Below are 23,439 nucleotides of genomic sequence, written 5' to 3' on the forward strand. Positions count from 1 at the left end.
TTCAGTCCAACCGAGTGGCGGGGGGTTCGGGGAACTCGGCGGCGGCCTTGCTGCGCCTGATGGCGTCCCGGCGGGCGCGGCAGTACCAGAGTCCGATCAGTCCGAGGCAGCCGCCGGCCAGGCAGATCCACTGCCAGTTGCCGTGCCCGTTCTTCTCCAGCGCGCCGTGGAACGGCAGCAGCACCAGGAAGGCGACGAACCACAGCACCGTGCCGCCGCCGACGATCGCGACGTCGTTCGCTTCGAGCGGCGGGGGAGAGGGGCGCAGCGGGGTCTTGAGCATGGCCCCAAGGGTACGGGTGGGGCGGGGGCGGTGGCCCGGGTGGTCGGCCGGGTCTCCGGAGGCCTTCAAACGGCCGGAGCCGCGCGATAGCCTGAAAACGCCGGGGGTGAACGGCCGTCATACGGTCGGTGATCGTAAGGGATGCCTTCTACGCGCGAAGATGGCGCGTGCACGACCGAGGAACACATACTTGAGGTCCGGTTGGCTCCGGCGTGTTGCCTTGACCGCGCCGCGCCCCCGGGACCCGGTCACCGTCGCCCCGGGTCGCCCCCTCCTCCTCCGCCCCCATTCGACGAGGACCCCCCGTATGTCTCCGACGGCCCAGCCGACCGCCACGTCGCCCGAGCCTTCCCAGGACTCCCTCTCCCCCAAGAGCCCCCTGGACCGCTACTTCCGGATCTCCGAGCGGGGCTCCAGCCTCCCGCGCGAGATCCGGGGCGGTATCGCCACCTTCTTCACCATGGCCTACATCCTGGTGCTGAACCCGATCATTCTTGCCAGCGGCACGGACATCAACGGCGCCCATCTGAACAGCGGCCAGCTGGTCACGGCGACCGCCCTCACCGCGGGTCTCACCACCCTGCTGATGGGCGTCATCGGCAACGTCCCGATCGGCCTGGCCGCCGGGCTCGGCGTCAACACCATCGTCTCCCTCCAGCTCGCGCCCAAGATGACCTGGCCCGACGCCATGGGCATGGTGGTGCTGGCCGGTTTCGCGATCATGCTGCTGGTGGCCACCGGGCTGCGCGAGCGGGTGATGAGCGCGGTGCCGCTGGGCCTGCGGAAGGCCATCGCGATCGGTATCGGTCTGTTCATCGGCCTGGTCGGCCTGGTCGACTCCGGGTTCGTCAGCCGGATCCCGGACGCCGCCCACACCACCGTCCCGCTCCAGCTCGGCGGCAACGGCCACCTCAACGGCTGGCCGGTACTGATCTTCATCCTGGGCCTGCTGCTCACCCTGGTGCTGGTGATCCGCAAGGTGCCCGGCGCCATCCTGATCTCCATCGCCACCATGACGCTGGTCGCGGTGGTCGTCGACAAGCTGGCGAGCATCCCGGCCATGCACTGGGGCCTCACCGTCCCCGCCTGGCCCGGGAACCCGGTCGCCGCGCCGGACTTCGGACTGGTCGGCAAGGTCAGCCTGTTCGGCGGCTTCCACCAGGTCGGTGTGCTGACCGGTGTGCTCTTCGTCTTCACCGTGCTGATGTCCTGCTTCTTCGACGCGATGGGCACCATCCTGGGTGTCGCGGACGAGGCGCACCTGCTGGACGAGAAGGGCGACCTGCCCGGCATCAACAAGGTGCTGATGATCGACGGCGTCGCCACCGCCCTCGGCGGTGCCACCTCCTCCTCGGCCAACACCTGCTTCGTGGAGTCCACGGCGGGCGTCGGCGAGGGAGCGCGCACCGGTTTCGCCTCGATCGTCACCGGCGGTCTCTTCCTGGGTGCCCTGTTCCTGACCCCGCTGGCCACCATGGTCCCCGCGCAGGCGGCCACCCCCGCGCTGGTCACGGTCGGCTTCCTGATCCTGGCGAACTCCATCCGGGATATCGACTGGAGCGACTACACCATCGCCGTCCCGGCCTTCCTGACCATGGTGATGATGCCGTTCACGTACTCGATCACCAACGGCATCGGCTTCGGCTTCATCACCTTCTGCGTCCTGCGCCTGGCTGCCGGCCGCGGCCGGTCTGTGCCGGTGGCGCTGTACGCGGTCGCGGGCGTCTTCGCCTTCTACTACCTGATGCCGGCGCTGGGGCTTGGGTAAGTAGCTGTCCCATGGAGCATGCGAGGGCCACCTCGGAGACGTGCCTCCGGTGTGGCCCTTCGTGCTGCACCGCACTGGCTCACGACGGCCCGAGTAGGTTGCTATCAGGAGGGATCGCTTCGCCTTCGTCGGGGATCAGCCGGGCCACGAGTCCAGAGAGACGCTGGGCCCGTCGTTGAGGTAACCGAGCAGGGCCGTCCGCGTAGTCGACACGAACTCCTGCGGGATGGCGTCGGTGCTCACCCAGGCAACCTCAGAATGCTTGTCGGGCTCCCCGTTGGTGAGTTCGCATGACCAGGAGTGGGCGGCGAAGACGACGGTCAGGAAGCCGTTGGGGGCCTCGACCCCACGGGCGCCGTGGATGACGTGGACCAGATGCAGGTCTTCCGGCGTGATGACGAGGCCGGTCTCTTCCTTCAGCTCGCGGATCGCGGTCTCCGTGATGGGCTCGCCCGGCTCGCTCTTGCCGACCGGAAGGTCCCACATGTTTTGGGCGAATTTGGCCTTGGGACCGCGCCGCAGGAGCGCGACACGCTGAGTCTCGCGGTCGTGAACGATGACTGCAGCGACCAGCAGGGTCATTGACTCCGTAGCGGGCTTGAGCGCGGTGGTCTGGTCGGTGGTCGGCTGGGCCACGTCGATCGGTCCTTCCTGCGGTGCGGCTGTCAGGTCAGTGCCTCGCGTGCTCGGTGTTCCAGGTTGGCGGCTCCGGGAACACCCCGCTTACGGTAGATCGCCAAGCTTGGTCTGATCGAGGAGATCGCCCTTCTTGTGCGATCCGAGGTCATGCCCTCCATGAGGTCGAGTGCACGGCCCCAGGTGGCCACGGCCTCGTCTGCCCGGGCCTGGGCGGCCAGGCTGTCGCCGAGATCGGCGTACGTGAGGGCGTGAACGCGCTTGTACTTCTCAGCGTCCCAGCGGACCAGCGCGGCGCGATGCTGCTGCTCAGTTCCCGCGTGGTCTTCGAGATCGGTGAGCGTACGGGCGGTGTGGCTGGCGACTGTGCCGGCCGCCGGGCCGCTGACGAGCGAGAAACTGGGCTGCGGGTCGCCATCGCGGGTGAGGGCGTTCTCGGCGGCAAGGAGTGCTCGGGCCGCGGCCGGTTTGTCACGGGTGGCTGCGAAAGCGCGAGCGTGAGTGATGTGGAGGAGTGCCTCGGTCTGTCCGTCCACGCGGCCCACGCTGCGCGCAAGGGCATTCTCAATCAGGGCGACGCAGTGGTGCGGTTGCTTGAGGCTGAGAGCTTGATGGGCCAGCGCCCGCATCATCCATCCTGCGTGGCCGTGTGGGTCAGCCTCCACAGCGAGTTGGTAGCCAACCTGGTAGTAGTGCTGGGCCGCGCCCTCCTGGCCTAGGTCGTGGTGCTTCCAGCCGGCGAGGTAGGCGAGTTCGGCAACTGCTCCGAAAGCCTGGCCCCGGGTGCGCTCGTCGGGGAAGCGACCGTTGAGCATCGGGGCAGCGGTGTCAGCAAGGTAGGCGGTCACGGTGGTCAGCCCGTGCCCACCACCGAGTCGCTCGTCTGCCGCACTGAACACGGCGGTGATCTGCCGGACGACTTCGACCTCTTCAACGCCCACCCGGGCCCTGCCGGTGCGGGCGCGCATCAAACGTGAAACCGGCTCGGGGTCGTAGAGCAGAGGCATGGCCACGCCTGCGGTCGTGAAGGCGGCAACGCCCAGAAACGTACGACGCTCGACATCCGCACGGCCGAGGTTGGCGGCTGCCTCGACGGGATCACTGCTGGCCGCCAACGAGTCCTCGGGGGTGGCGAAGCCCAGTTCGGCCAAGGTGATCCGGTGTCCGGCCCGGCGGGACAACGCCTCAGCGATGTACTGGCCCACCTGGCCGGCCGGTTGTGCGTCGGTGATCCAGTGCGCCACGGCCGACTTGTTGGTGAGCAGCGTCTCACCGTTCTCCGCGCCGATGCGTCGTACGGCCTTGGCCAGTGCCTCATAGGTCCAGCCATCGGCTGAAATCACTTCCCTGAACTGGCGGTTGGGCTGTCTGCGTGTGGCCACGATCAATCTCCTGAGGTGGAGCTGTAAACCGCGTAAACCACTCTACGTGTTGTCGGGTGTACCGATTGTGTTGATAGGAGGGTTGACTGGGGGTCAGCCACTCGGGAAGAGGGGTCGGTGACCCGGTTCTGTCGGGAACCTCCCTGGGCGGCGGCAACAGCAGTGTTCACCCCGGTCTGACCTGGGGAGAGCTCTGTCCCCAACCCACCTGTTGGCTGGAGGTTCGCGTGATCGCAAACGTCGCGGCGCGGGGCTGCTACACGCTGCCTGACGCTCTTCAGCCGAAGAGTTCGGTGAACGGATGAGTGCGTTGGACATGGCGTCGTTTCCGGTGCTGCAGGACTGGGATGTCGAGCCTGACGCCGCTGCGGTGCCATCGGCTCGGCGGTTGATCGTGGACGTCGCGCGGTTCTGGAAGGTCCCGCTGCCCGAGGACGCGTTGGCTGACGTGGCCGTGTGCGCCAGCGAGTTGTTGGCGAACGCAATGGAGCACACGAAGGCGCGGTCCAAGGTGACGGTGCGGTGGACCGGTGAGCGGCTGCGAGTAGAGGTTGCGGACACCAATCTCGAGCCTCCGGACCCGGAGGCAGCGCAGGACTGTGTGACGGGCGGACGGGGCTTGGCTGTGGTGGCCGGACTGGCTCACGCATGGGGCTGGTACCCCGCCGGTGCGGGCAAGGTCGTGTGGTTCGAGGTTGCCGCTGACCACATGACCGCTGTTGACGACCGCCATCCTGTCCTGGAACGCACCACGCAGGCCCAGGTCGTGAGCCGTTCGGGCACCTCGTCCTGAAAGCCGCTTCGGTCTCGCCCGATCGCGAATCCGTGCCAGCCGAACCGATACCAACGCGGCAGTCGGCGCCAACACTGAGGAGGTACCGCAGGTGCATCAACTCATCGCGAGCCGGTTCCTGGACGACTACTTGGTGGTCTGCCCCGGGAGTACTGCCGGCATCAAGATTCCGCTACGCCGGTTCACCGAGTTGGAGCGGTCCGCCACCACGGGCGAACCCGCGCCGCCCTGGTTGATCAAGGCTGCCCGACAGCGCTGGGCCCTGGACCTCGCTCCCGTTCGCCCAGCCTGTGATTTCCTCTTGGTCCGGCAGAAGGCGGATCCGCAGTACAGCCGTGCGTCGTGGGAGATCAACCTCGGGTGCAACTACGACTGTGAGCACTGCTACCTCGGCCTGAAGACGTTCGAGGGGCTGCCCATGGCCGACAAGGCTCGTCTGCTGCACGTCTGCACTACTACGGCGCCACGGGACCGGACCTCGCGGCCCTGCGGGATGAAGCGGCGAAGCTCCGGGCCGACCACGGCGCCGAGACGGCCCGGATCATCTGGTTCCAGGCTCCTGAGGCAACCCCGCTGATCGGGGAGCAGTGCACGCGAGTCCAGCTCAAGACCTTCGAACCTCCGGAGCCGCCAGAGGCCACCGTGCGAGATCTGCGAGACCTCCCGCCTGCGGTGGCGGCCACGTTCGCCGACTTCGCCCACCGGATGGCCGCCGACGGGTTCGCGTTCCTGTGGGATCGGTTCCGGGCCGGTGACCTTGACGGTCCGATTCTCACGGTTGCTGCCGAAGGCAGGGTGGTCGGAGCGATCGGCCCGATGGAGACCATGAAGGACTCGGCCGGAACCGCGCGGTTTCTTCCGCAGTACTTCGGTGTGCTGCCCGACCAGCGCGGCCACGGCTACGGCCGCCGGCTCTGGCGCGGGGCCATGTACTGGGGCCAGTCCACCGGCGCTGCTTACCAACTGCTCCAGACGGAGCTTGACGGGGCGTCGGACCACCTCTGCCAGGCCGAAGGGCTGGAGAGCCTCGGCCATGTTCTGGCCGCCCCCGCGTAGGTGTCGAAGCGCCGTGCGCTGAACGTCGGGGACCACTGCGGCCGGGCTCACAGGACACCCAGCAGCCCAAGCGGCGCTGGTATCGCGCGGCGGCCCGGCCGAGCCGCCCGGTGGTCGCCAGCAGCCGGTACGTCTCCCCAGCCATCCCCAAGGGAGGGCCCGTACAACTCGGAGCGGTACCGCCACTGATCCGGTAAGCACAGACGTACGCCCGTTGCCCCCGTGCGCACCGGGCGTACGTGTCTGTGGCGAACCGTCAGCCGAGCATGGCAGTGCTCCACTTGGTCTGGTCCGTGCCGAAGGGGGTGATCCTGTTCAGCAGGCCCTGTGCGCCGCTGGCCGGGTCGAAAACGTGCTCCGGGTTCTCCAGGGCCTTGATGCACACCTTCACGCCGTGCTCGGACTTGCACGTCATCGGCTGCTGCTTGATCGGCATTCCGCTCGGCCCGGTCTGCTCCGGTTCCGGGACGTCCGGCTTGACCGTGACAGCGATGACCTCGTTGGCCGCCGCCCCGACGCTCATGTCCAGCCTGAAGTCGTTGCCGTCGCGCGACTGGTCGAGCGTCACCGAGTTCACCGTGTAGCCCTTCGGCATGTCGCTGATCCGCAGCGGCAGCGGCACCTGCCAGTGGCCCGTGGTCACGCCGGCCGCCACCCGCAGCGGTAGCCGCTGTCCGTCCTCATCGGGGAGGTGGCCGGAGTCGAGCTCCGCCCACCGGCCCTCCGCGGTCTTCCAGCGCAGAAGGTTCAGATCCTTCGCGAAATTGGGATCGCTCGCGGTGATCCAGTACGCCTCCCGCCCGTTGACCGGTGGGGCATCGACGCGGATTGCGTGATTTCCAGGCGTGAAGCCCGGCAGGTTGGGCTTCCCGTCCGGAAAGTTCGGCAGCTCGGGCGTCACCCCCGCCGGGTAGACCTTGAGGTGGAAGGAGGGACTCCCGAGCTTCTCCGGATCGCCCTGCGCGTTCGCCCACCCGCCGTTGGACTCGAGCGAGTAGCTGATCGTTTTGATCGAGTCCGGCAGCCAGCCGAACCGGCCGTCGGAGATCAGCGGATCCATGCCGGTCAACGGGGCGGGCGTCCTGCTGCCGGACGGCGCGGCGGCGGGTCCGGTCGGAGGCGGGATCGGGTTCCACGTACTCACCCCGCTCGGCGACGGGGACACCGTCACGGTCGGCCGCGCGGCAGGTCCTTCCGCCTTGCCACTGCCGGGCAGCGCCGCGGCCAGTGCGACCGAGGAGGCCACCACCACCGTCGCCGCGGTCAGCAGCACCACCCGACGCCGCAGCAGTCGGCCCCGACCGTGCCGCAGCGCCTCATGGACGTCCACCCCGCTCGGCGGGGCGGACCCCTCGGCCAACGCCGAGAGTTCCGCGGCCAGTTCCGTCTCCTCGTTCATGCCCTGCTCCCCTCAACCGGTCGCTGCACGAACGAACGCCGGAGCGCGTCCAGACCGCGCGAGCTCTGACTCTTCACATTTCCGGCGGAGCACCCCAGGAGGTCGGCGGCCTGATCGACCGAGAGGTCGCAGTAGTACCGCAGCACCACCGCCGCCCGTTGCCGTGGCGGCAACGCGGCCAGGGCCTGCCGCAGGTCGAGCGAGACGTCCACGTCCGTCCCCGCTGACGCCTGATCCGGCGCCGTGCCCCCCGTGCGCGTCCGACGCCACCAGGAGGTCCGCTGCTCCGCCAGGAAGGTGTTGACCAGCACCGTCCGGGCATAGCCGTCCCGGTTCTCCACCCGCCCCGCCCGGGACCAGTTCACATAGAGCTTGGTGATGCTCTCCTGCACCAGGTCGTCCGCCCGGTGCCAGTCACCGCAGAGCAGATACGCGATCTTGCGCAGCCACCCGGCCCGGGACGCCGCGTACTCGGTGAACTCGGCGTCGCGTGAACTCGCCGCGATCCGTGCCATCAGGGCCCCCTCCTCCCCGTCGAGGGCACCGCCGGATGCGCCGCCCGGATCCCTAATGCCGAGTGCCGTGCGAAAGGTTGCACAGGCCTCCGGGCATGCCCAACGGCCGGTACCCACTCCACGGCACACGCGCCACTCCTGAACGGCGAGGAGCGCCCGGGCCACCGGCTGGGCCGCCCCCGCGATGAGCTGCTGATGGACGCCACGGCCGACGCCTTCCTGCTCACCGTCGAGTCCGCCTGAGCGACGGGCGCGGCCTGGACAACTTCATGAGCGCGCCCGAGGTGCCGGACAGGTGCCGCGAAGGCGCCCCCTCCGGTCGCCGGGCACGGCCTCCGGGCTGCGGCGGAGGCGGTCGGGCGGTGATCGTTCTGTAGGGCGATCGGGCGCCTGGTCGCGGGTTTGTGCGAACACCGTGAGGGGTTGGGGAGTTGGGATGATCACGGGTACTTGCGTGGCATGACCATGGTTGGATGGCCCGGCCCGGGGTCGGGCGGGTGTCCGTGTCGCACGCCCCGGTGACGTGGAGTCGCGGGGTGCGTACCGTCGGCGGTGCCTGCGCGGGTCGGGACCGGACAGAGCCGGGGGACCACACAGCACTGCTGACAACACTGTCGGAGGGCACCTTGCGCATCCTGCTGATCGCCAGCGCGTTCAACAGCCTCACTCAGCGCGTCCACACCGAACTGCGGGAGCGGGGCCACACCGTCGGCGTCGAACTCGCCCTCGGGGACGGGCCGGTACGGGCCGGGGTGGCCCGCTTCCGGCCCGATCTGATCCTGGCGCCGATGCTCACCAAGGCGATACCGGGGGACATCTGGTCCCGGCACACGGTGCTGATCGTGCACCCCGGCCCCAAGGGCGACCGCGGCCCGTCCTCGTTGGACTGGGCGATCCACGAGGGGGCGGCCGAGTGGGGCGTCACGGTGCTGCAGGCGGTCGCCGAGATGGACGCGGGACCGATCTGGGCCTCGGTGCCGTACCCCGTACCGCCGTGCGGCAAGAGCGAGTTGTACCGGAACGAGGTCGCCGACGCGGCCCTTGAGGCGGTGCTGCTGGCGGTGGAGCGCTTCGAGAGCGGATGGTTCACGCCCGAGCCGCTGGACTACGGGCGCTGGGACGTCCGGGGCCGGCTGCGCCCGTACCACGCGCAGGAGTTCCGGCGGATCGACTGGGCGGCGGACGACACCGCCACGGTGCTGCGCAAGCTGCGGTCCGCCGACTCGCAGCCCGGTGTGCTGGACGAGCTGTACGGACGCGAGTACTTCCTGCACGGCGGGCACGCCGAGGACGAACTGCGCGGCGCTCCCGGCGCGGTGATCGCCACCCGGGACGGTGCGATCTGCCGGGCAACGGTGGACGGCGCCGTCTGGATCCCGCAGCTGCGCCCGCGCCGCACCCCCGGCGGACCCGCCGCCTACAAGCTGCCGGCGGCCCAGGTGCTCGGTGAACTGCTGGCCGGCGTACCCCAGTCGCCGATCTCACCGGTGGCGGCGGCCTGGCGGAACCGCACCTGGTCGGAGATCCGCTACCGGGAGGAGGGGCGGGTCGGCTACCTCGAATTCGCCTTCCCCGGCGGTGCGATGAGCACCGGGCAGTGCCGCCGCCTGCTGGCCGCGTACCGGGAGGCCGTGAACCGCCCGACCTCGGTGCTGGTGCTCGGCCCGGCCCGGGACTTCTTCTCCAACGGCATCCATCTGAACGTGATCGAGTCAGCCGCCGACCCCGCCGAGGAGTCCTGGCAGAACATCAACGCCATGGACGACCTGGTCGAGGCGGTCCTCACCACCGGGGACAAGGTCACCGTCGCCGCCCTGCCCGGGAACGCGGCGGCGGGCGGCCTGATGCTGGCCATCGCCGCGGACGAGGTGTGGTGCCGGGAGTCGGCGGTGCTCAACCCGCACTACCGGCTGATGGGCCTGCACGGCTCCGAGTACTGGACGTACACCCTGCCGCGCCGGGTGGGCGCCGAGTGGGCGGCCCGGCTGACCACGCAGGCGCTGCCGGTCGGTGCCCGGCAGGCCCGGCTGCTGGGGCTGGTGGACCGGACCAAGCCCGGCAGCGCGGCGGAGTTCCGGGCCTGGACGGTGCGGCGCGCCGAAGCGCTGGCGGCGGCACCGGAGTTGGAGCAGCGGCTGCTGGAGAAGAAGCGTCGGCGTGCGGACGACGAGGCGGTGAAGCCTCTCGCGGCCTACCGGGCCGAGGAGTTGGCCGAGATGCGGCGCAACTTCTGGGATCCGCAGGAGCCTTACCACGCGCTGCGGCGCGCCTTCGTGCACAAGGCCTGCCCGGTGGCCACCCCGGAGCACCTGCTCGGCTGACGTCCACCGGGGCATCCCGCCGGAACGGTCACGGCTCGCGGGTGCCGCACCTGTGCGACCACGGTGCGGCACCCGCGCGGCCTTCAACGGCGCAGCGGCGCCGCCCGGCCGGCGAGGGCGGGCGGGCGCTTCGCGGTCTTGCTGGGGGCGACGGCGAAGGCGAGCGAGCTGGCGAAGACGTAGGCGGCGAAGCCCACCGCCAGCGGGAAGACGAACTGCAGGGCGACGACCCCGCCGGTCACGGAGTCCCGGCCGGGATCGAGGTGCACCGAGAGCGCCGCCATGCCGGTGTAGTGCATCGCGCAGACCGCCACGCCCATCACCGGGGCGGCGGCCGCCACGGCGAGCGTGCCCCGGATGTTCAGTGCCGCCCAGAGCGCCGCGGTGGCGGCGAGGATCGCGATGGCGACCGAGATCCCGACCGTCAGGTGGTCGTACGAGAGCGCACCGGGCAGCCGCATCGCGGCCATCCCCAGGTAGTGCATCGCCGCGACCCCGAGGCCGGTGAACACCCCGCCGACGAGGACCGCGCCGAGCGGCCGCCTGCTGTAGCCGACGGTGAAGATGCCCGCGCCGACCACCGCGACCGCCACGAGCAGGCTGAGCGCGGTCAGCGGTACGTCGTAGTGGATCTCGACGCCCGAGACGGTGAAGCCGAGCATGGCGATGAAGTGCATGCTCCAGATGCCGAAGCCGAGCGAGAATGAGGCGAACATCAGCCAGTTGCGCCGGCCCCGTCCCTCGGTGAGCAGGGCCCAGCGGGTGCCGCGCAGCGCCAGCAGGGAGCCGACACAGGCGATGGCGTACGAGATCGCCGGTATCAGCCAGCCGTGGACAGCATGGTTCATGTGACCCAAAGGGGACTCCCTGGACGGGTGGTTCATGCCGGGCGTGCCGTGTTCCTGACAGCGAGGCACAGTAGCCACACCCCCGGATGTGGGCAAGATTGGTGTTTTCGGTGAACTCGCAGCTCAGTGCGGGTACTTCACGATCAGGTCACGAGTCGCGCGCGAAACTCCACGGGATTCCCAGGCGTGCTCCGTGAGATGGAGGCCCGGCGAAGGAGCGGTGTGGAGGTGAGGTGAACGTCTCAACTCGACTTCAGCATGGCCGTCTTGATGATCCGGCGGTACCGGCTACGATCCGATGGTAGGTGCGGATGTCGCTGCGAGGGGTTGACCAATGGCCATCGAGCTGCCGGACGAGGTGGTGTCGTTACTGTCGTTCATCGGCATCAACTGGCCCACCGTGAACGAGGACAAGGTCCGCGAGTTCGCCTCGCACGTCAGGGAGTTCGCGGACAACATCGACTCCGCCCACCGGGATTCGACGGCGACGGTCCAGCGGCTGGGTGAGTCGTACGAGGGTGCGTCGTACGAGGCGCTGATGGCCAAGTGGTCGCAGCTGTCGAGCAGTCACATGGACGAGCTGGTGCAGGCCTGCCACACGGTGGCGACGGCGCTGGACGTGGCCGCGGACGTGATCGTCGGGATGAAGGTCGAGACGATCGCCGAACTGGTGGTGATGGCCGCGGCGTTCGTGGCAGACCAGGCGGCCGCGGTGGCGACCTTCGGGCTGGCCGAGGCGGCGGTGGTCGCGATCGAGGCGGCGGCGCGGAAGCTGGTCAACTACCTGGAGCAGCAGCTGGAGCAGTACGTCATCGGCCAGGTGATCGAGGCGGCGATCGATCCGCTGGCCGAGGTGGTGGGGCGGGCGGTCAGCGGGATGGTGTTCCAGGCCGCCGAGTCGGCGCTGGGGGTGTCCGGCGGCGGTGCCTCGGGTACCGGCTTCCGGATCGACCCCGCGGCGCTGGAGGCACACGCGCAGACCATGCACGACCACGCCGAGACGGTGGCCGGCCACGCGCAGGCGTTCCAGGCCAAGATCGCGGGGGTGAGCTTCGAGTGACCAACCAGATCGTCAAGGCACTTGAACGCGGGGCGCAGAAGGTCGGCGAGACGCTGGCCCAGAATGCCGGCAAGGCGGTCAAGGACCTCTACGACTCGACCGGGCACAACCTGAAGAAGGTCGCCCACAACACCCGTGAGACCGACGCCACCCACGCGGGCGACCTGAAGCGGATGCTGGACGGCTCGCGGAAGAACCCGCCCCATGAACCCCACAAGCCCGGCGGCCCGAGCGGCGGCGGTGGTGGCGGCGGTGGAGGCGGGCGCAAGAAGTACTTCATCCACGACGACGGCCGGGTGCAGGAGATCCGCGGCGGCAAGCTCGTGGACCTGGACCCGAAGGACAAGTCCGGGATACACACCCTCCTCGACTCGACCAGCGGGAAGGTCAAGGACCCGTCGAAGAAGGAGCTGGACTCCAAGTACCACGCCCGCAAGCCGGTCAAGCCCGGCGAGAAGGTGCACAGCGACAAGATCGACGAACCGTCCGAACTCTCCCGCGCCGTGGAGGAGGCCCGCCGCGCCGAATCCGACTACAAGGGCAAGAACTACGCGGCCCTGCGGTACAAGGACGACAAGGGCGAGTTCATCCTGGTGGGGCGGAGCGGCGACCTCCGCAGCCACTCCGAGCGGTCGATCGGGAAACCGCTGCTCGGCGGCAGGGAGCAGCACGTCAAGGAGCTGTACACGGAACGGGCGCCCTGTCAGAAGGACGCGAACTGCGAACGCTGGCTGGCCAGGCACTTCGAGCCGCACAACCCCGACCTCAAGGTCTCCCATGGAGTCGACTACGACAGCAAGGTCCCCCAGAAGGACCGCGACTGGGGACACAAGGCCTATGTCGACCGACTCGCACAGGATCACCGCGCGGGCGAATACGGTGGCACGATGGGCAAGCACGACTTCGACGCGCAGGGGCAGCTGGACAAGGCGGCCGCCGAGGCCAGGCGGGCCAAGCGGGCCCGCAAGGGCCAGTAGAGTCGGCGCGGCGGACCGGGAGGAGTGACAGGTGCTGGTACAGGTCGACTGGCAGGCGATCGCGCGGGAGACACCGGCGGGCGGTCTGCTCAGACTGCGGCCGGAGGCCGCCGCGCGGCTCTTCCCCGACGAGGACGCCGCGCGCTTCGCCGTGGAGTTCGGAATCCCGCACTCCAACGGGCTCTTCCGGTTGCTCGCCGACCTGGCCGAGCGGGATCCGGCCCACCCCGACTGGGCCCTGGTCGAGCCCCTTGAGCCGGAACCGGTGGACACCCCGCACGGGAAGCTCTCGCAACTGGGCGAGCTCTACAAGGCGTTCGTCTTCGTCAGGCCCTCCGACGGCACCATCTGGGTCTCGGACCCGGACTCGGAGACCCGCTACGAGCTGGTCCACCGGGACCTCTCCTCGCTGAGCTACCTGGTGTACAAGGTCGCCGTGGAGAAGCCGGGCCCCGAGGAGGACCCGGATCCCTACGACTGGGCGGACGTGGAGGAGATCATCCGCGAGGACATGACCGCCTGGGACAGCCTGCCGTTCGAGAGCGGAGCCCACTTCTGGGAGATGTACCTGGAGGACTACCCGATGCTGTAGGCGGGTCGGGCACCGCGTGGGATCGCCTGCCGTTCGAGTGTGGCGCGGAGTTCCGGAGGATGTTCCCGACGGACCGTGCGCCGCTGTGAGTTGAGAGATTGGTGCTGCGCAGATGAGTGAAGAGCTGTCGGCCGCGCTGCTGGCGCACTTCGGCGAGCGAGGGCTGTACAGCCTCCCGGTCGCCCCGGCCGGGCCGCTGCGCAGTCCCGGTCTGCCGCTCCAGGTGGGGCCGTACTTCCGCTCGCCCGACCAGGAGGACCCGCTCTCGCTCGGCGAGTACGCGGCCGAGTGGGAGCTGGACGCCGGGCCGGTCGCGGGTCAGCTGCGGATCGGTACCGACCGCGGGGCCCAGTTCTACTTCGCACCGGACCGCTCCGTCCGCGCCGTGGTGCTCGGCGTCGACCTGCCCGAACTGGCCGTGAGCAGCAGCGTGGAGGCCTTCGCCACCGGGCTCCTCCTGCTGGACCGCTACCTGCCCGCGATGAGCGACACCCAGGACGAGGACTCGGCGCTGGCCGCCTACCGGGAGCTGCGCCAGGAGCTGCTCCGGGCCGACCCGGCGGCCTTCGAGGACCGGGAGAGCTGGTGGTCGAGGGTGCTGGACGATCTGCGCAGGCCGCTGAACATCGACTCCTCGGCGGCCTTCGAGTACCTCGACGAGCACGGGGAGAAGCAGATCGTCACCGGCAACGGCGGCGCGGGGCCGGCGCACCCGGAGGAGCTGCTCTGGTACCGCCTGCGGGCGCAGGGCGTCGAGCCTGAGCAGGTCACCCGCGTCTACTGCGAGCTGGAGCCGTGTCTGATGCCCGGTCACTACTGCGCGCTGTGGCTGGCGGAGACCTTCCCGAACGCGGCCTTCACCCACAGCTTCGACTACGGCGAGACCGCGGAGTCCAGGGACGAGGGGATCAAGGCACTGATGATCAGTCTGGCGGAACAGCAGGGCCGGTAGGACCGGTCCGTTCGGGAGGGGTGGGCATGGCAGGGAACGCACGCTGGATACCCCCGCTCGCGGCGGGACGCCGGGCGGCCGGCCTGGCGCTCCTGGGCTGGCTGGACGATCCACGGGCACCGCGCCTGTGCCGGGTCTCCGGGCCGCCCGGGGCGGGGAAGTCACATCTGCTCGCCTGGCTGGTGGGCGGCTGCACCACGGCCGAGACGCCGGACGCCCAGCGGATCCACGCGGTACTGCCCGCCGCAGGAGTCACCGTACGCGGCGCGGTCTGGACCCTCGGGCAGCAGCTCGGAGTGGTCGCGCACGGCGTCGGACCCCTGCTGGAGGCGCTGGCCGCCGACGACCGGCGCACCGTGATCTGCGTACCGGAGCTGGACTCGGCGGCCGATCCCGGCCGACTGGTGTCCGAACTGCTCGATCCGATGCTGGAGTTGGCACACGTACGGCTGGTGGTGGAGGCGTCCACCGGCGGGCAGGCGGCCGGTGCCTTGCCGGCGGCGGTCACCCCGGCCGTGCTGGAGCTGGACGATCTGCAGTGGACCGACCGGGCGCGTTTCACCGCGTGGTGCGCCGAGGCGGGCGCGGACGCCGACGCCTACCCCCTGCCGGGGCCGGCCCTCGGGCTCGCCGCGCCACCGCCCCCGGCGGGTGCGGCGGAACTGATCGCCCGGGTGCCCCGTGGCGCCGAGGGCTCGCCCGATCTGCGGGCGGCCGGCGAGGACCTGCTCTCGGAGCTCTGGACGGCCGCCGCCGACGCGGGTGACCTCGGGCCGGTGGCGGCCGATCCGCTGCTGTACGCGCTGGCCCGGCCGGTGGCGGTGACGGCCGCGACCGAGGGACGGGCGGATCCGGTCGCCCTGGCCTGGGACGCCGCGGGCCCGGCCCTGATCGACGAACCCGATCCCGCAACCAGGGCCGCCGTGCTGCGCACCCGGCTGCTGGGCGTGGACCCCGCCGCGGCGTCCGCGCTGGCCGCCCTGCCCGGCGCCTGGTCCGGGCGCTGGGCCCGGTGGCGGCGGGCCGGCCGGGGCTGGCCGGGCCCCGCGGTCACCATGGCGGCCGGAGCGGCGCAGTACGTCTCCCAGGTGCTGGTCGCCGATCCCGGCGGTTCGGTGCGCTGCTACGACGCCGCCACCGGACGGCGGCTCGGCGCGGTGGCGGTGCCCTCCCCGAGGCCGTTGCGCGCCCTGGCGGTGACGGCCGGCGGCTCCGTCGTGCTGCTCGACGCGTGGGGCGGCGCGGAGCTGGTGGCCCCGGCCGAGTCGCGCCCGGGTCTGGAACCGCACCAGCTGTCCGAGGCACTCGAGCAGATCTCCTCCGACGCCGAGGAGTTGAGCGCGGTGGCGGCCCTCGGCCCGCTCCCGAAGGCCGCACCGGCCTTCGGGGACACGGCCGGTTCGGTGTACTGGTACGAGGACGGCGAGGTGATCGGCGAGCGGCTGCACCGCGGTCCGGTGACCGCGCTGGCGGGTACCGCGACGGGCGGCCACGGGCTGTCGGACCCGGAGGTCCCACTGCTGGTGAGCGGCGGCCTGGACGGAGCCGTACGGCTCTGGGGGCCCGAATCCGACCCGATGGCCGAACCGTCCGACCGGCGCGGCTGCCCGGTGACGGCGGTGGCCGTCAGCTCGACCGCGGCCGGGCCGCTGGTGGCCGCGGCCTGGGCCGACGGGCTGGTGCGGGTCCGGAGCCTCGGCCGGGGCGGCGGGGTGCACGATCTGCGGCTGGGCTCGGAGGTCTGGTCGATGGCGCTGACCGGCACTCTGCTGACGCTTGGCATGCCGGACGGCGTGGCCGCGATCGACCTGCGGGCCGGTGCCGGCGGGGCGCGCCCGGAGGGCCGCTGACCGCAGGTCCGCCGGGAGCGGGGCGCGCGGGGCTGGTTCGCGCCGTAATCAATTTTCTTTAGCGAGGGTAATGACATAGGCTAAGGACATGCCCGAGATGTCCGAGGACGACCTCGCAGCCGTAAGCCAGCTGAGGTCGTCCGCGATGCGCCTTGCCCGACGACTGCGACACCAGCGTGTGGAGGAGTCGTTGAGCCCCACCGAGATGGGGGTGCTCGGCACCCTCGGCCGGTGCGGCAAGGCCACGCCCGGTGAGCTCGCCCGCAAGGAGCACGTCCAGCCGCCGTCGATGACCAGGATCATCGCGATGCTGGAGGAGAAGGGGCTGGTCCGGCGCGAGCCGCACCCCGAGGACCGCCGTCAGGTGGTCGTCAGCAGCACCGAGCAGGCCGACGCGATCCTTGCCGAGAGCCGCCGGCGCCGCAACGCCTGGCTGGCCGAACTGGCCCAGGGGCTCAGCGAGGAGGAGTGGGCGGTCCTCAAGGAGGCCGCACCGGTTCTCTACAAGCTGGCCCACCTCTGAGCGACACCGTCCGCGACGTTCCGGGACCGGAAGAAGGAGCACCGCATCACCGCAGGACCACGACCTGACACCAGCCGCGCGGCGATCGCCCTGCCGATCGCCGCGCACCGAGGGGAGACCACCGTGACACCGCCGGCCGCCGCCAGCGCCGCCGCCATCCGAACCGACGACTCCACCACCGACCAGGCAGCCGGCGCTGCCGCCGCCGAGAGCCAGGCGCCCATGCCCGTGGGTCTGCCCGGCAGCGGCGACGACGACCCCGACGAACGCACCGCGGCGGCCCCCGCCGCCGCGCCGGGCCCCACCGGGGCGCGTTCCGCCCGGTCCACGGGGATGTTCTCCTCCCTGCGGATCCGCAACTACCGCTACTACTTCGCCGGCCAGGTGGTCTCCAATACCGGCACCTGGATGCAGCGCATCGCCCAGGACTGGCTGGTGCTGAACCTGACCGGCAGCCCCTTCGCGGTCGGTGTGACCACCGCGATGCAGTTCCTGCCGATGCTGCTGTTCGGCATCTACGGCGGTGTGCTCGCCGACCGGATGCCCAAGCGGCGCCTGCTGATCGTGACCCAGGGCGTGATGGGCCTGCTGGCCGCGGGCCTCGCCGTGATGACCGTCACCGGCATCGTCACGCAGTACTACGTCTACGCCTTCGCGCTGCTGCTCGGCCTGGTGACCGTGGTGGACAACCCGACCAGGCAGGCCTTCGTGAGCGAGATGGTCGGCCCCAGGGACCTGGCCAACGCGGTCAGCCTGAACGCCGCCAACTTCCAGACCGCCCGGCTGGTCGGCCCGGCGGTCGCCGGTCTGCTGATCGCCGCCGTGGGCAGCGGCTGGGCCTTCGCGGTCAACGCGCTGTCCTTCGCCGCCGTGATCGGCGGACTGCTGGCGATGCGCGGCAGCGAGCTGCGCCCGATCGAGCCGATCGCCCGTGAGAAGGGCCAACTCCGGGAGGGGCTCCGCTATGTGAAGGAGCGTCCGGAGCTGCTCTGGCCGATGGTGCTGGCCGGGTTCATCGGCACCTTCGGGTTCAACTTCGCCACCGTGCTGTCGGGTTTCGCGTACGACGTCTTCAAGGTCGGCGCGGGCGAGTACGGTCTGCTGAACACCGGGATGGCGGTGGGCTCGCTGGTCGGCGCCCTGCTGGCCGCGCGCCGCGGCGCGCCCCGGCTGCGGAAGCTGGTCGCGGCGGCACTGGCGTTCGGTGCACTGGAGGTGCTGGCCGCCTTCGCGCCCGGGTACTGGACCTTCGCGCTGCTGCTGCCGCTGATCGGCGTCTTCGGTCTCACCTTCAACACCTCGGTGAACTCGATGCTCCAGCTCTCCACCGACCCCGAGATGCGGGGCCGGGTGATGGGCCTGCTGGTGCTGGTGTTCACCGGCGGAACGCCGATCGGCGCCCCGCTGGTGGGCTGGGTCACCGACGCCTACGGGCCCCGGCTGGGCCTGCTGGCCTGCGGCGTGGTGTCGGCGCTGGCCGCCGCCGTGGTCGGCCTGGTGCTGGCGCGGGTGGCCGGCCTCCGGGTGCGGGTGGACCTGCGCCCGGGGCGCGGCGGCCGGGTCGTCGCGGTGGTGCCGCGCGGCATCGCCAAGCAGCGGCTGGCAGCCGCCTGCTGACGCCTCGTCACATCGGAGCGGCCCCTGCCGCCGGTCAGAGCCTGATCTCCAGGACCTGGCCGCGCCAGGGGCCGTTCGGCTGCTCGACCTCGAAAGCGTCGGTCGGGGTGAAGCCCAGCTTCAGGTACTGGCCGACCAGCCGGCGGTCACCGTCGGCGTAGCAGTCCACCCGGACCAGGGTGATGCCCCGGCGGCGGGCCTCCTCCAGGGCGTCCGCCACCAGCGCCGCTCCGATCCCCGAGCCCTTGCGGCTGCGGTCGGTGACCAGGTTGCGGATGTACAGCTCGCGCTCCTCGACCACGGTGGCATGGATGTTGGCCTGTTCGGAGACCACACAGGCGCCGACCACGGTGCCGTCCTCGGCCTCGGCGAGCCGGACCAGGAAGGTGTCGGCGTCATGGGTGTAGTCGCGCACGCGCTGGGCCGTCGCCGGGCGGCCGGACCACGGCTGGTCGCCCCACTGGCCGGTGCGGCCGAGCGAGACCAGCCAGGCCACGGCGCCGTCGAGCAGTTCCAGGACGTCGGCCGTGTCGTCGGGGCCACCGGTACGAATCCTCATGGAGTCGTTTCTATCCGTTCGGGAGGTCGAGTGGAAGGGCTGTCAGGTCCGGCTCCCGGGCGGGGTGTCGGGGCCCGAAGCGCAGGTGGGGCGGGGAGGATGGGCCCATGAGGCTCTTTGTGGCGGTGGACCCGCCGGTGGTGGCGATGCAGGAACTGGCGGACGCCGTGGCGCCGTTGCGGGAGCTGCCGGGCGCCGACCGGCTGCGCTGGACGGGAGTGGACGGCTGGCACCTGACCCTGGCCTTCCTCGGCGAGGTCGCGGTGACGGACCTCCCGCGGCTGGAGGAGGTGCTCGCCGACGCGGCGGCCGTCAACGGCGCGCACCGGCTGCGGCTGGCCGGTGGCGGTCACTTCGGCGACCGGGTGCTCTGGGTCGGTCTGGAGGGGGAGACCTGGGCGCTGCGGCGGCTGGCGGACTCCGTCCGGGAGGGGGTCGCCCGGCTCGGCATCGAGGCCGACGAGCGGGGCTTCCATCCGCATCTGACGCTGGCCCGGGCAGGTTCCGGCCATGGGCACAGCCGGGCGGTGCGGCGGTCCGCGCCAGGGGAGCTGCTCGGGATGGCGGCGGCCCTGGAGGGGTTCCGGGGCAGCGAGTGGGAGGCCGCCGAGGTGCGGCTGATGCGCAGCACGATCGGCTACGGGCCGGCCAGGTACGAGGAGCTGCGGTCCTGGCCGCTCGCCCGCTGGGAGGCTCCGTAGCGGCTTCTTCCACGCGTCACGGCGGCCGTGCGGTGCCGTCCTCGCGGAGGGCACCGCCGTGCCTCCCCGGCCGCGCCGGAACCCGTCGGGCGGTTACGGCGCCGCCGCCCCGATCGACGGCTCGGCCCGCAGTTCGACGAACCGCGGCTCGGCGTCGCCGAGTTCGAGCAGGACCAGCTCGTTGCGGCCGCTCCGCAGCAGCGGCTGCGGGCAGAACAGGGTCTGCTGCGGTCCCGCGGCGTCGTAGCGGCCGAGCAGGAAGCCGTTGACCCAGAGGCAGCCGCGGCCGCCGCCGGGCACGGCCAGGTAGGTGTCACCGGTCGCGTCCAGGGTGAGCACTCCCCGGGAGAGGCCGAAGCCGTCGCCGCCGAAGGCGAGTTCGGGCAGCGGCGCGTCCAGGTCGAAGACCTCGGCCCGGCAGCCGTGCAGGTACTGCCGCTCGTGCCGGACACCGCCGGTGATGCCCTTGGGCTCCCCGCCGTGCGGTCCGTAGTTGACCCGCCCGAGCGAGTCCACCAGCAGTTCGACCAGCGCTCCGCCCGCCACCGTCACGGGCTCCGCCGGCACCCCGCGGGCCGGCTCGGCGACCCGCTCGCCGTCCACCAGCAGCACTGCCCGGTCGTGCAGGCCCTCGACCGTCAGCGGGAGTCCGGGCCGCGGCCCCGGCACCCGGAAGGTGTACCTGACCAGCCCGTGCTCGATCCCCAGTTCCTCGAAGGCCGGCGGGACGGCCGACTCCACCGCCTTGCCGAACGGGATCGGCGCCCGCTCGGTCAGCTCGACCGTCACCGGGCCCAGCAGCGCGGGCAGTGCGGGGAACCGGGGCGTGACCGCGGAGCGGTACCGGGCCTCGTGGGGGTGCGTCGCCGCGAACTCGGCCAGTACGGACCGGAACAGCCCGTACTTCGGGGTCGGCGCACCGCGCTCGTCCAGCGGGGCGTCGTAGTCGTACGAGGTGGTGACCGGCTGGTACGGCGAGTGCGTCCAGTCGGTGGAGTTGAACGGCGGGTCGGCGTGGTTGGCCCCGGCGCCGGTGCCGAAGTTGCTGCCGCCGTGCGCCATGTACAGGTTGACCGAGGCGCCCGCGGCCAGGATCCGGCGCAGGGTGTCGGCGGCGTCGGCGGCGTCCCTGGTGTGGTGCGGCTCGCCCCAGTGGTCGAACCAGCCGTTCCAGAACTCCATGCAGAACGGCGGGTCCTGCGGCCGGTGCCGGCGCAGCACCTCGAAGGCCGCTTCGGGACCGGAGCCGAAGTTCACGGTGGCGAGCACCCCGGGCAGGGTGCCGCCGGTGAGCATGAGGTCCTCCGGGCCGTCCGAGGTGAACAGCGGCACGGTCACGCCCCGCCGCCGCAGCCCGTCGGCCAGGTACCGCAGATAGCCGGCGTCGCTGCCGTACGAGCCGTACTCGTTCTCCACCTGCACCATGAGCACATTGCCGCCCGCGTCCACCTGCCGTGCCACCACCGAGGGCAGCACGGCGTCGAAGTAGCCGTCCACGGCGGCCAGATAGGCCGGATCGGCGGTCCTGGCCCGCCGCCCGACCCGGGAGGTCAGCCAGCCGGGCAGACCGCCGTTGTCCCACTCGGCGCAGATGTACGGCCCGGGGCGGACGATCGCCCAGAGCCCCTGCCGGTCCGCCTCGTCCAGGAAGCCGGCGAGCTCGCCCAGCCGCCGGAACTCGCCGGGCCTGGGCTCGTGCAGGTTCCACGGGACGTACGTCTCGACCGTGTTGAGCCCCATCGCACGCAGTGCCGCCAGGCGCTGCGGCCACTGCTGCGGGCGGGTGCGGAAGTAGTGCATGGCGCCCGAGAGGATCCGCAGCGGGCGGCCGCCGAGCCTGAAGCCCGCGGAGTCGTAGGTCAGCATGCGCCCAGCCTGCGGGAGCGGCGCCTCGAACGCCATGGACCGGACCCCGGGGCGTGTTGGCCCGCCGGGGCCCGCCCGCTCGGCCGGCGGGGCCGACAGCCCGCCCGGCGGGGGCCGTCGGACCCGAACCGGGAGCTCAGCGGGGTGTGGCGACGGGAGCGGGGGAGTGCCGAGGCTTGCGGAGCCACCCGGTACCCTCGATGGACGTGGACCCCAAGACTCGTATGCGGATCGTCTCCGGCGCACTCGTGATGCTGCTCGCGGTAGTGCTGATCAGCTCGCTCATGAACAAGTAGGCGCGGGGGCGGGCGCCCCTCCCCCTGCCCGGCCGACCGCGGGCGGAAACCGGCTGGTGACCGCCTTCGGCCTTCTCCGGTGGGCCGGCCGCACCCCGGCGCCCGGTGCGTGCCGAGGCGGCCGGAGCGCCGGAGGACGGCGCTGCCCGGAGCCTTCGACGGGGCACCCCGGCCGGTCGACCGGAGCCTTCGGGGCCGGCCGCGACTTCGACCGGCCCCGCGGAGGTACGCCTAGAGCCGGCCGACCACGTAGTCGATGCAGGCGGTGAGCGCCTGCACGTCGGACGGGTCGACGGCCGGGAACATCGCGATCCGCAGCTGGTTGCGGCCCAGCTTGCGGTACGGCTCGGTGTCCACGATCCCGTTGGCACGCAGTGCCTTGGCGACCGCGGCGGCGTCCACCGACTCGTCGAAGTCGATGGTGCCGACGACCTGCGAGCGCTCCTCGGGCTTGGCCACGAAGGGCTGCGCGAAGGAGGACTGCTCGGCCCAGGTGTAGAGGATCGAGGAGGACTCGGCGGTCCGCTTGACGGCCCAGTCCAGTCCGCCGTTGCCGTTCAGCCACTCCAGCTGGTCGGCCAGCAGGAAGAGGGTGGAGATCGCCGGGGTGTTGTAGGTCTGGTCCTTCGACGAGTTGTCGATCGCGGTCGGCAGGTCGAAGAACGGCGGGATGTACCGGCCGGAGGCGGCGATCCCGGCGGCGCGCTCCAGCGCGGCCGGGGAGAAGGCGGCCAGCCACAGCCCGCCCTCGGAGGCGAAGGACTTCTGCGGGGCGAAGTAGTAGACGTCGGTCTCGGTGATGTCGACCGGCAGGCCGCCGGCGCCCGAGGTGGCGTCCACCAGGACCAGCGAGCCCTCGTCCGCGCCCGCCGGGCGGCGGATCGGCATGGCGACACCGGTCGAGGTCTCGTTGTGGGTGAGCGCGTAGACGTCCACGCCCGCCTCGGCGGCCGGCAGCGGGTGGGTGCCCGGCTCGGTCCTGATCACCGACGGTTCGGCCAGCCAGGGCGCGGCCTTCACCGAGGCGGCGAACTTGGCCGAGAACTCACCGAAGTTGAGGTGCTGGGACTTCTCGCGCACCAGGCCGAAGGCCGCGATGTCCCAGAAGGCGGTGGAGCCGCCGTTGCCGAGCACCACCTGGTATCCCTCGGGGAGGGAGAACAGGCTGCTCACGCCTTCGCGGACGCGCTTGACCAGGTTCTTGACCGGGGCCTGGCGGTGCGAGGTGCCCAGCAGTGAGGTTCCGGTGGCGGCGAGGGCACTCAGGGCCTCGGGGCGCACCTTGGACGGACCGCAGCCGAAGCGGCCGTCAGCGGGCAGATTGTCGGTGGGGATCTGGATCTGAGCCACGGGCGCAGCCTAGTGGTCCGGATCGCGCCGGCGGTAGGTTCGTCCGCCCGCTGAGATGTGATCTTTTCCCAGGCGAGCGGGCCCGGAGGGTACTT

At 71.2% G+C, this 23,439-nt stretch carries 21 protein-coding genes; 12 read left to right on the plus strand and 9 right to left on the minus strand.

Going from position 1 to position 23,439, the window contains the following annotated elements:
* Position 1 precedes the first annotated feature (1 nt).
* Positions 2 to 283, minus strand: a complete 282-nt coding sequence (locus ACSMTC_RS21300) for a DUF2530 domain-containing protein (RefSeq protein WP_436561298.1) — start codon at positions 281 to 283, stop codon at positions 2 to 4.
* Between the two features lie 307 nt (positions 284 to 590).
* Here ACSMTC_RS21300 and ACSMTC_RS21305 point away from each other — a divergent pair, with 307 nt between their 5' ends.
* Positions 591 to 2,051 (plus strand): NCS2 family permease, encoded by a 1,461-nt coding sequence (locus tag ACSMTC_RS21305; protein ID WP_436561299.1) that lies wholly within the window; start codon positions 591 to 593, stop codon positions 2,049 to 2,051.
* A 135-nt stretch (positions 2,052 to 2,186) separates the two neighbouring features.
* Here the strand turns inward: ACSMTC_RS21305 and ACSMTC_RS21310 are convergent, their stop codons facing one another.
* Positions 2,187 to 2,687, minus strand: a complete 501-nt coding sequence (locus ACSMTC_RS21310) for an NUDIX domain-containing protein (protein WP_436561300.1) — start codon at positions 2,685 to 2,687, stop codon at positions 2,187 to 2,189.
* Between the two features lie 29 nt (positions 2,688 to 2,716).
* Positions 2,717 to 4,069, minus strand: coding sequence for an NsdA family TPR-like regulatory protein (locus tag ACSMTC_RS21315; protein ID WP_436561301.1), 1,353 nt, complete (start codon positions 4,067 to 4,069; stop codon positions 2,717 to 2,719).
* Between the two features lie 301 nt (positions 4,070 to 4,370).
* Between ACSMTC_RS21315 and ACSMTC_RS21320 the strand changes: the two genes are divergently transcribed.
* Positions 4,371 to 4,862, plus strand: coding sequence for an ATP-binding protein (locus ACSMTC_RS21320; protein ID WP_436561302.1), 492 nt, complete (start codon positions 4,371 to 4,373; stop codon positions 4,860 to 4,862).
* A 642-nt stretch (positions 4,863 to 5,504) separates the two neighbouring features.
* On the plus strand, positions 5,505 to 5,918 hold the full coding sequence (locus ACSMTC_RS21325; RefSeq protein WP_436561303.1) for a GNAT family N-acetyltransferase: 414 nt from the start codon (positions 5,505 to 5,507) through the stop codon (positions 5,916 to 5,918).
* 256 nt (positions 5,919 to 6,174) lie between these two features.
* Here the strand turns inward: ACSMTC_RS21325 and ACSMTC_RS21330 are convergent, their stop codons facing one another.
* Positions 6,175 to 7,317: a hypothetical protein gene (locus tag ACSMTC_RS21330; protein WP_436561304.1), complete on the minus strand. Its 1,143-nt coding sequence runs from the start codon at positions 7,315 to 7,317 to the stop codon at positions 6,175 to 6,177.
* A complete protein-coding gene (locus ACSMTC_RS21335) occupies positions 7,314 to 7,832 on the minus strand; it encodes a SigE family RNA polymerase sigma factor (protein ID WP_436561305.1) in 519 nt (172 codons plus the stop codon). Before ACSMTC_RS21335 ends, ACSMTC_RS21330 begins: the two co-directional genes overlap by 4 nt.
* Positions 7,833 to 8,458: 626 nt before the next feature.
* On the opposite strand from ACSMTC_RS21335, the gene ACSMTC_RS21340 reads away from it, so the two are divergent.
* On the plus strand, positions 8,459 to 10,153 hold the full coding sequence (locus tag ACSMTC_RS21340) for a hydrogenase maturation protein (protein WP_436561306.1): 1,695 nt from the start codon (positions 8,459 to 8,461) through the stop codon (positions 10,151 to 10,153).
* Positions 10,154 to 10,236: 83 nt separating this feature from the next.
* Here the strand turns inward: ACSMTC_RS21340 and ACSMTC_RS21345 are convergent, their stop codons facing one another.
* Positions 10,237 to 11,001: an MHYT domain-containing protein gene (locus ACSMTC_RS21345; RefSeq protein ID WP_436561307.1), complete on the minus strand. Its 765-nt coding sequence runs from the start codon at positions 10,999 to 11,001 to the stop codon at positions 10,237 to 10,239.
* 334 nt (positions 11,002 to 11,335) lie between these two features.
* Between ACSMTC_RS21345 and ACSMTC_RS21350 the strand changes: the two genes are divergently transcribed.
* From ACSMTC_RS21350 to ACSMTC_RS21380, 7 genes are all read left to right on the plus strand, one after another.
* A complete protein-coding gene (locus ACSMTC_RS21350) occupies positions 11,336 to 12,061 on the plus strand; it encodes a WXG100-like domain-containing protein (protein WP_436561308.1) in 726 nt (241 codons plus the stop codon).
* On the plus strand, positions 12,058 to 13,038 hold the full coding sequence (locus tag ACSMTC_RS21355) for a nucleic acid/nucleotide deaminase domain-containing protein (RefSeq protein ID WP_436561309.1): 981 nt from the start codon (positions 12,058 to 12,060) through the stop codon (positions 13,036 to 13,038). Before ACSMTC_RS21350 ends, ACSMTC_RS21355 begins: the two co-directional genes overlap by 4 nt.
* A gap of 31 nt (positions 13,039 to 13,069) precedes the next feature.
* Positions 13,070 to 13,630: an SUKH-4 family immunity protein gene (locus tag ACSMTC_RS21360; protein ID WP_436561310.1), complete on the plus strand. Its 561-nt coding sequence runs from the start codon at positions 13,070 to 13,072 to the stop codon at positions 13,628 to 13,630.
* A 112-nt stretch (positions 13,631 to 13,742) separates the two neighbouring features.
* Complete coding sequence (locus ACSMTC_RS21365; protein ID WP_436561311.1) at positions 13,743 to 14,582, plus strand: nucleic acid/nucleotide deaminase domain-containing protein; 840 nt, start codon at positions 13,743 to 13,745, stop codon at positions 14,580 to 14,582.
* 26 nt (positions 14,583 to 14,608) lie between these two features.
* Positions 14,609 to 16,432 carry a hypothetical protein gene (locus ACSMTC_RS21370; RefSeq protein WP_436561312.1) on the plus strand — a complete coding sequence of 608 codons (1,824 nt, stop codon included), beginning with the start codon at positions 14,609 to 14,611 and terminating at the stop codon, positions 16,430 to 16,432.
* A gap of 88 nt (positions 16,433 to 16,520) precedes the next feature.
* Entirely contained in the window at positions 16,521 to 16,955 is a 435-nt protein-coding gene (locus ACSMTC_RS21375; protein WP_436561313.1) for a MarR family winged helix-turn-helix transcriptional regulator, read from the plus strand.
* A gap of 222 nt (positions 16,956 to 17,177) precedes the next feature.
* Positions 17,178 to 18,572 carry an MFS transporter gene (locus ACSMTC_RS21380; protein WP_436564757.1) on the plus strand — a complete coding sequence of 465 codons (1,395 nt, stop codon included), beginning with the start codon at positions 17,178 to 17,180 and terminating at the stop codon, positions 18,570 to 18,572.
* 34 nt (positions 18,573 to 18,606) lie between these two features.
* Here the strand turns inward: ACSMTC_RS21380 and ACSMTC_RS21385 are convergent, their stop codons facing one another.
* Positions 18,607 to 19,131, minus strand: a complete 525-nt coding sequence (locus tag ACSMTC_RS21385; RefSeq protein ID WP_436561314.1) for a GNAT family N-acetyltransferase — start codon at positions 19,129 to 19,131, stop codon at positions 18,607 to 18,609.
* 107 nt (positions 19,132 to 19,238) lie between these two features.
* On the opposite strand from ACSMTC_RS21385, the gene thpR reads away from it, so the two are divergent.
* The gene (thpR, locus tag ACSMTC_RS21390) at positions 19,239 to 19,832 is read left to right on the plus strand and encodes an RNA 2',3'-cyclic phosphodiesterase (protein WP_436561315.1); all 594 of its coding nucleotides are present in this window, start codon (positions 19,239 to 19,241) and stop codon (positions 19,830 to 19,832) included.
* Positions 19,833 to 19,925: 93 nt separating this feature from the next.
* Here the strand turns inward: thpR and ACSMTC_RS21395 are convergent, their stop codons facing one another.
* Both ACSMTC_RS21395 and serC read right to left on the minus strand, forming a co-directional pair.
* Positions 19,926 to 21,698, minus strand: coding sequence for a glycoside hydrolase family 35 protein (locus ACSMTC_RS21395; protein WP_436561316.1), 1,773 nt, complete (start codon positions 21,696 to 21,698; stop codon positions 19,926 to 19,928).
* 527 nt (positions 21,699 to 22,225) lie between these two features.
* On the minus strand, positions 22,226 to 23,344 hold the full coding sequence (gene serC, locus ACSMTC_RS21400) for a phosphoserine transaminase (RefSeq protein ID WP_436561317.1): 1,119 nt from the start codon (positions 23,342 to 23,344) through the stop codon (positions 22,226 to 22,228).
* Positions 23,345 to 23,439 lie beyond the last annotated feature (95 nt).

This window comes from Kitasatospora sp. HPM-01-4 (assembly GCF_051374625.1).
Lineage (GTDB): Bacteria > Actinomycetota > Actinomycetes > Streptomycetales > Streptomycetaceae > Kitasatospora.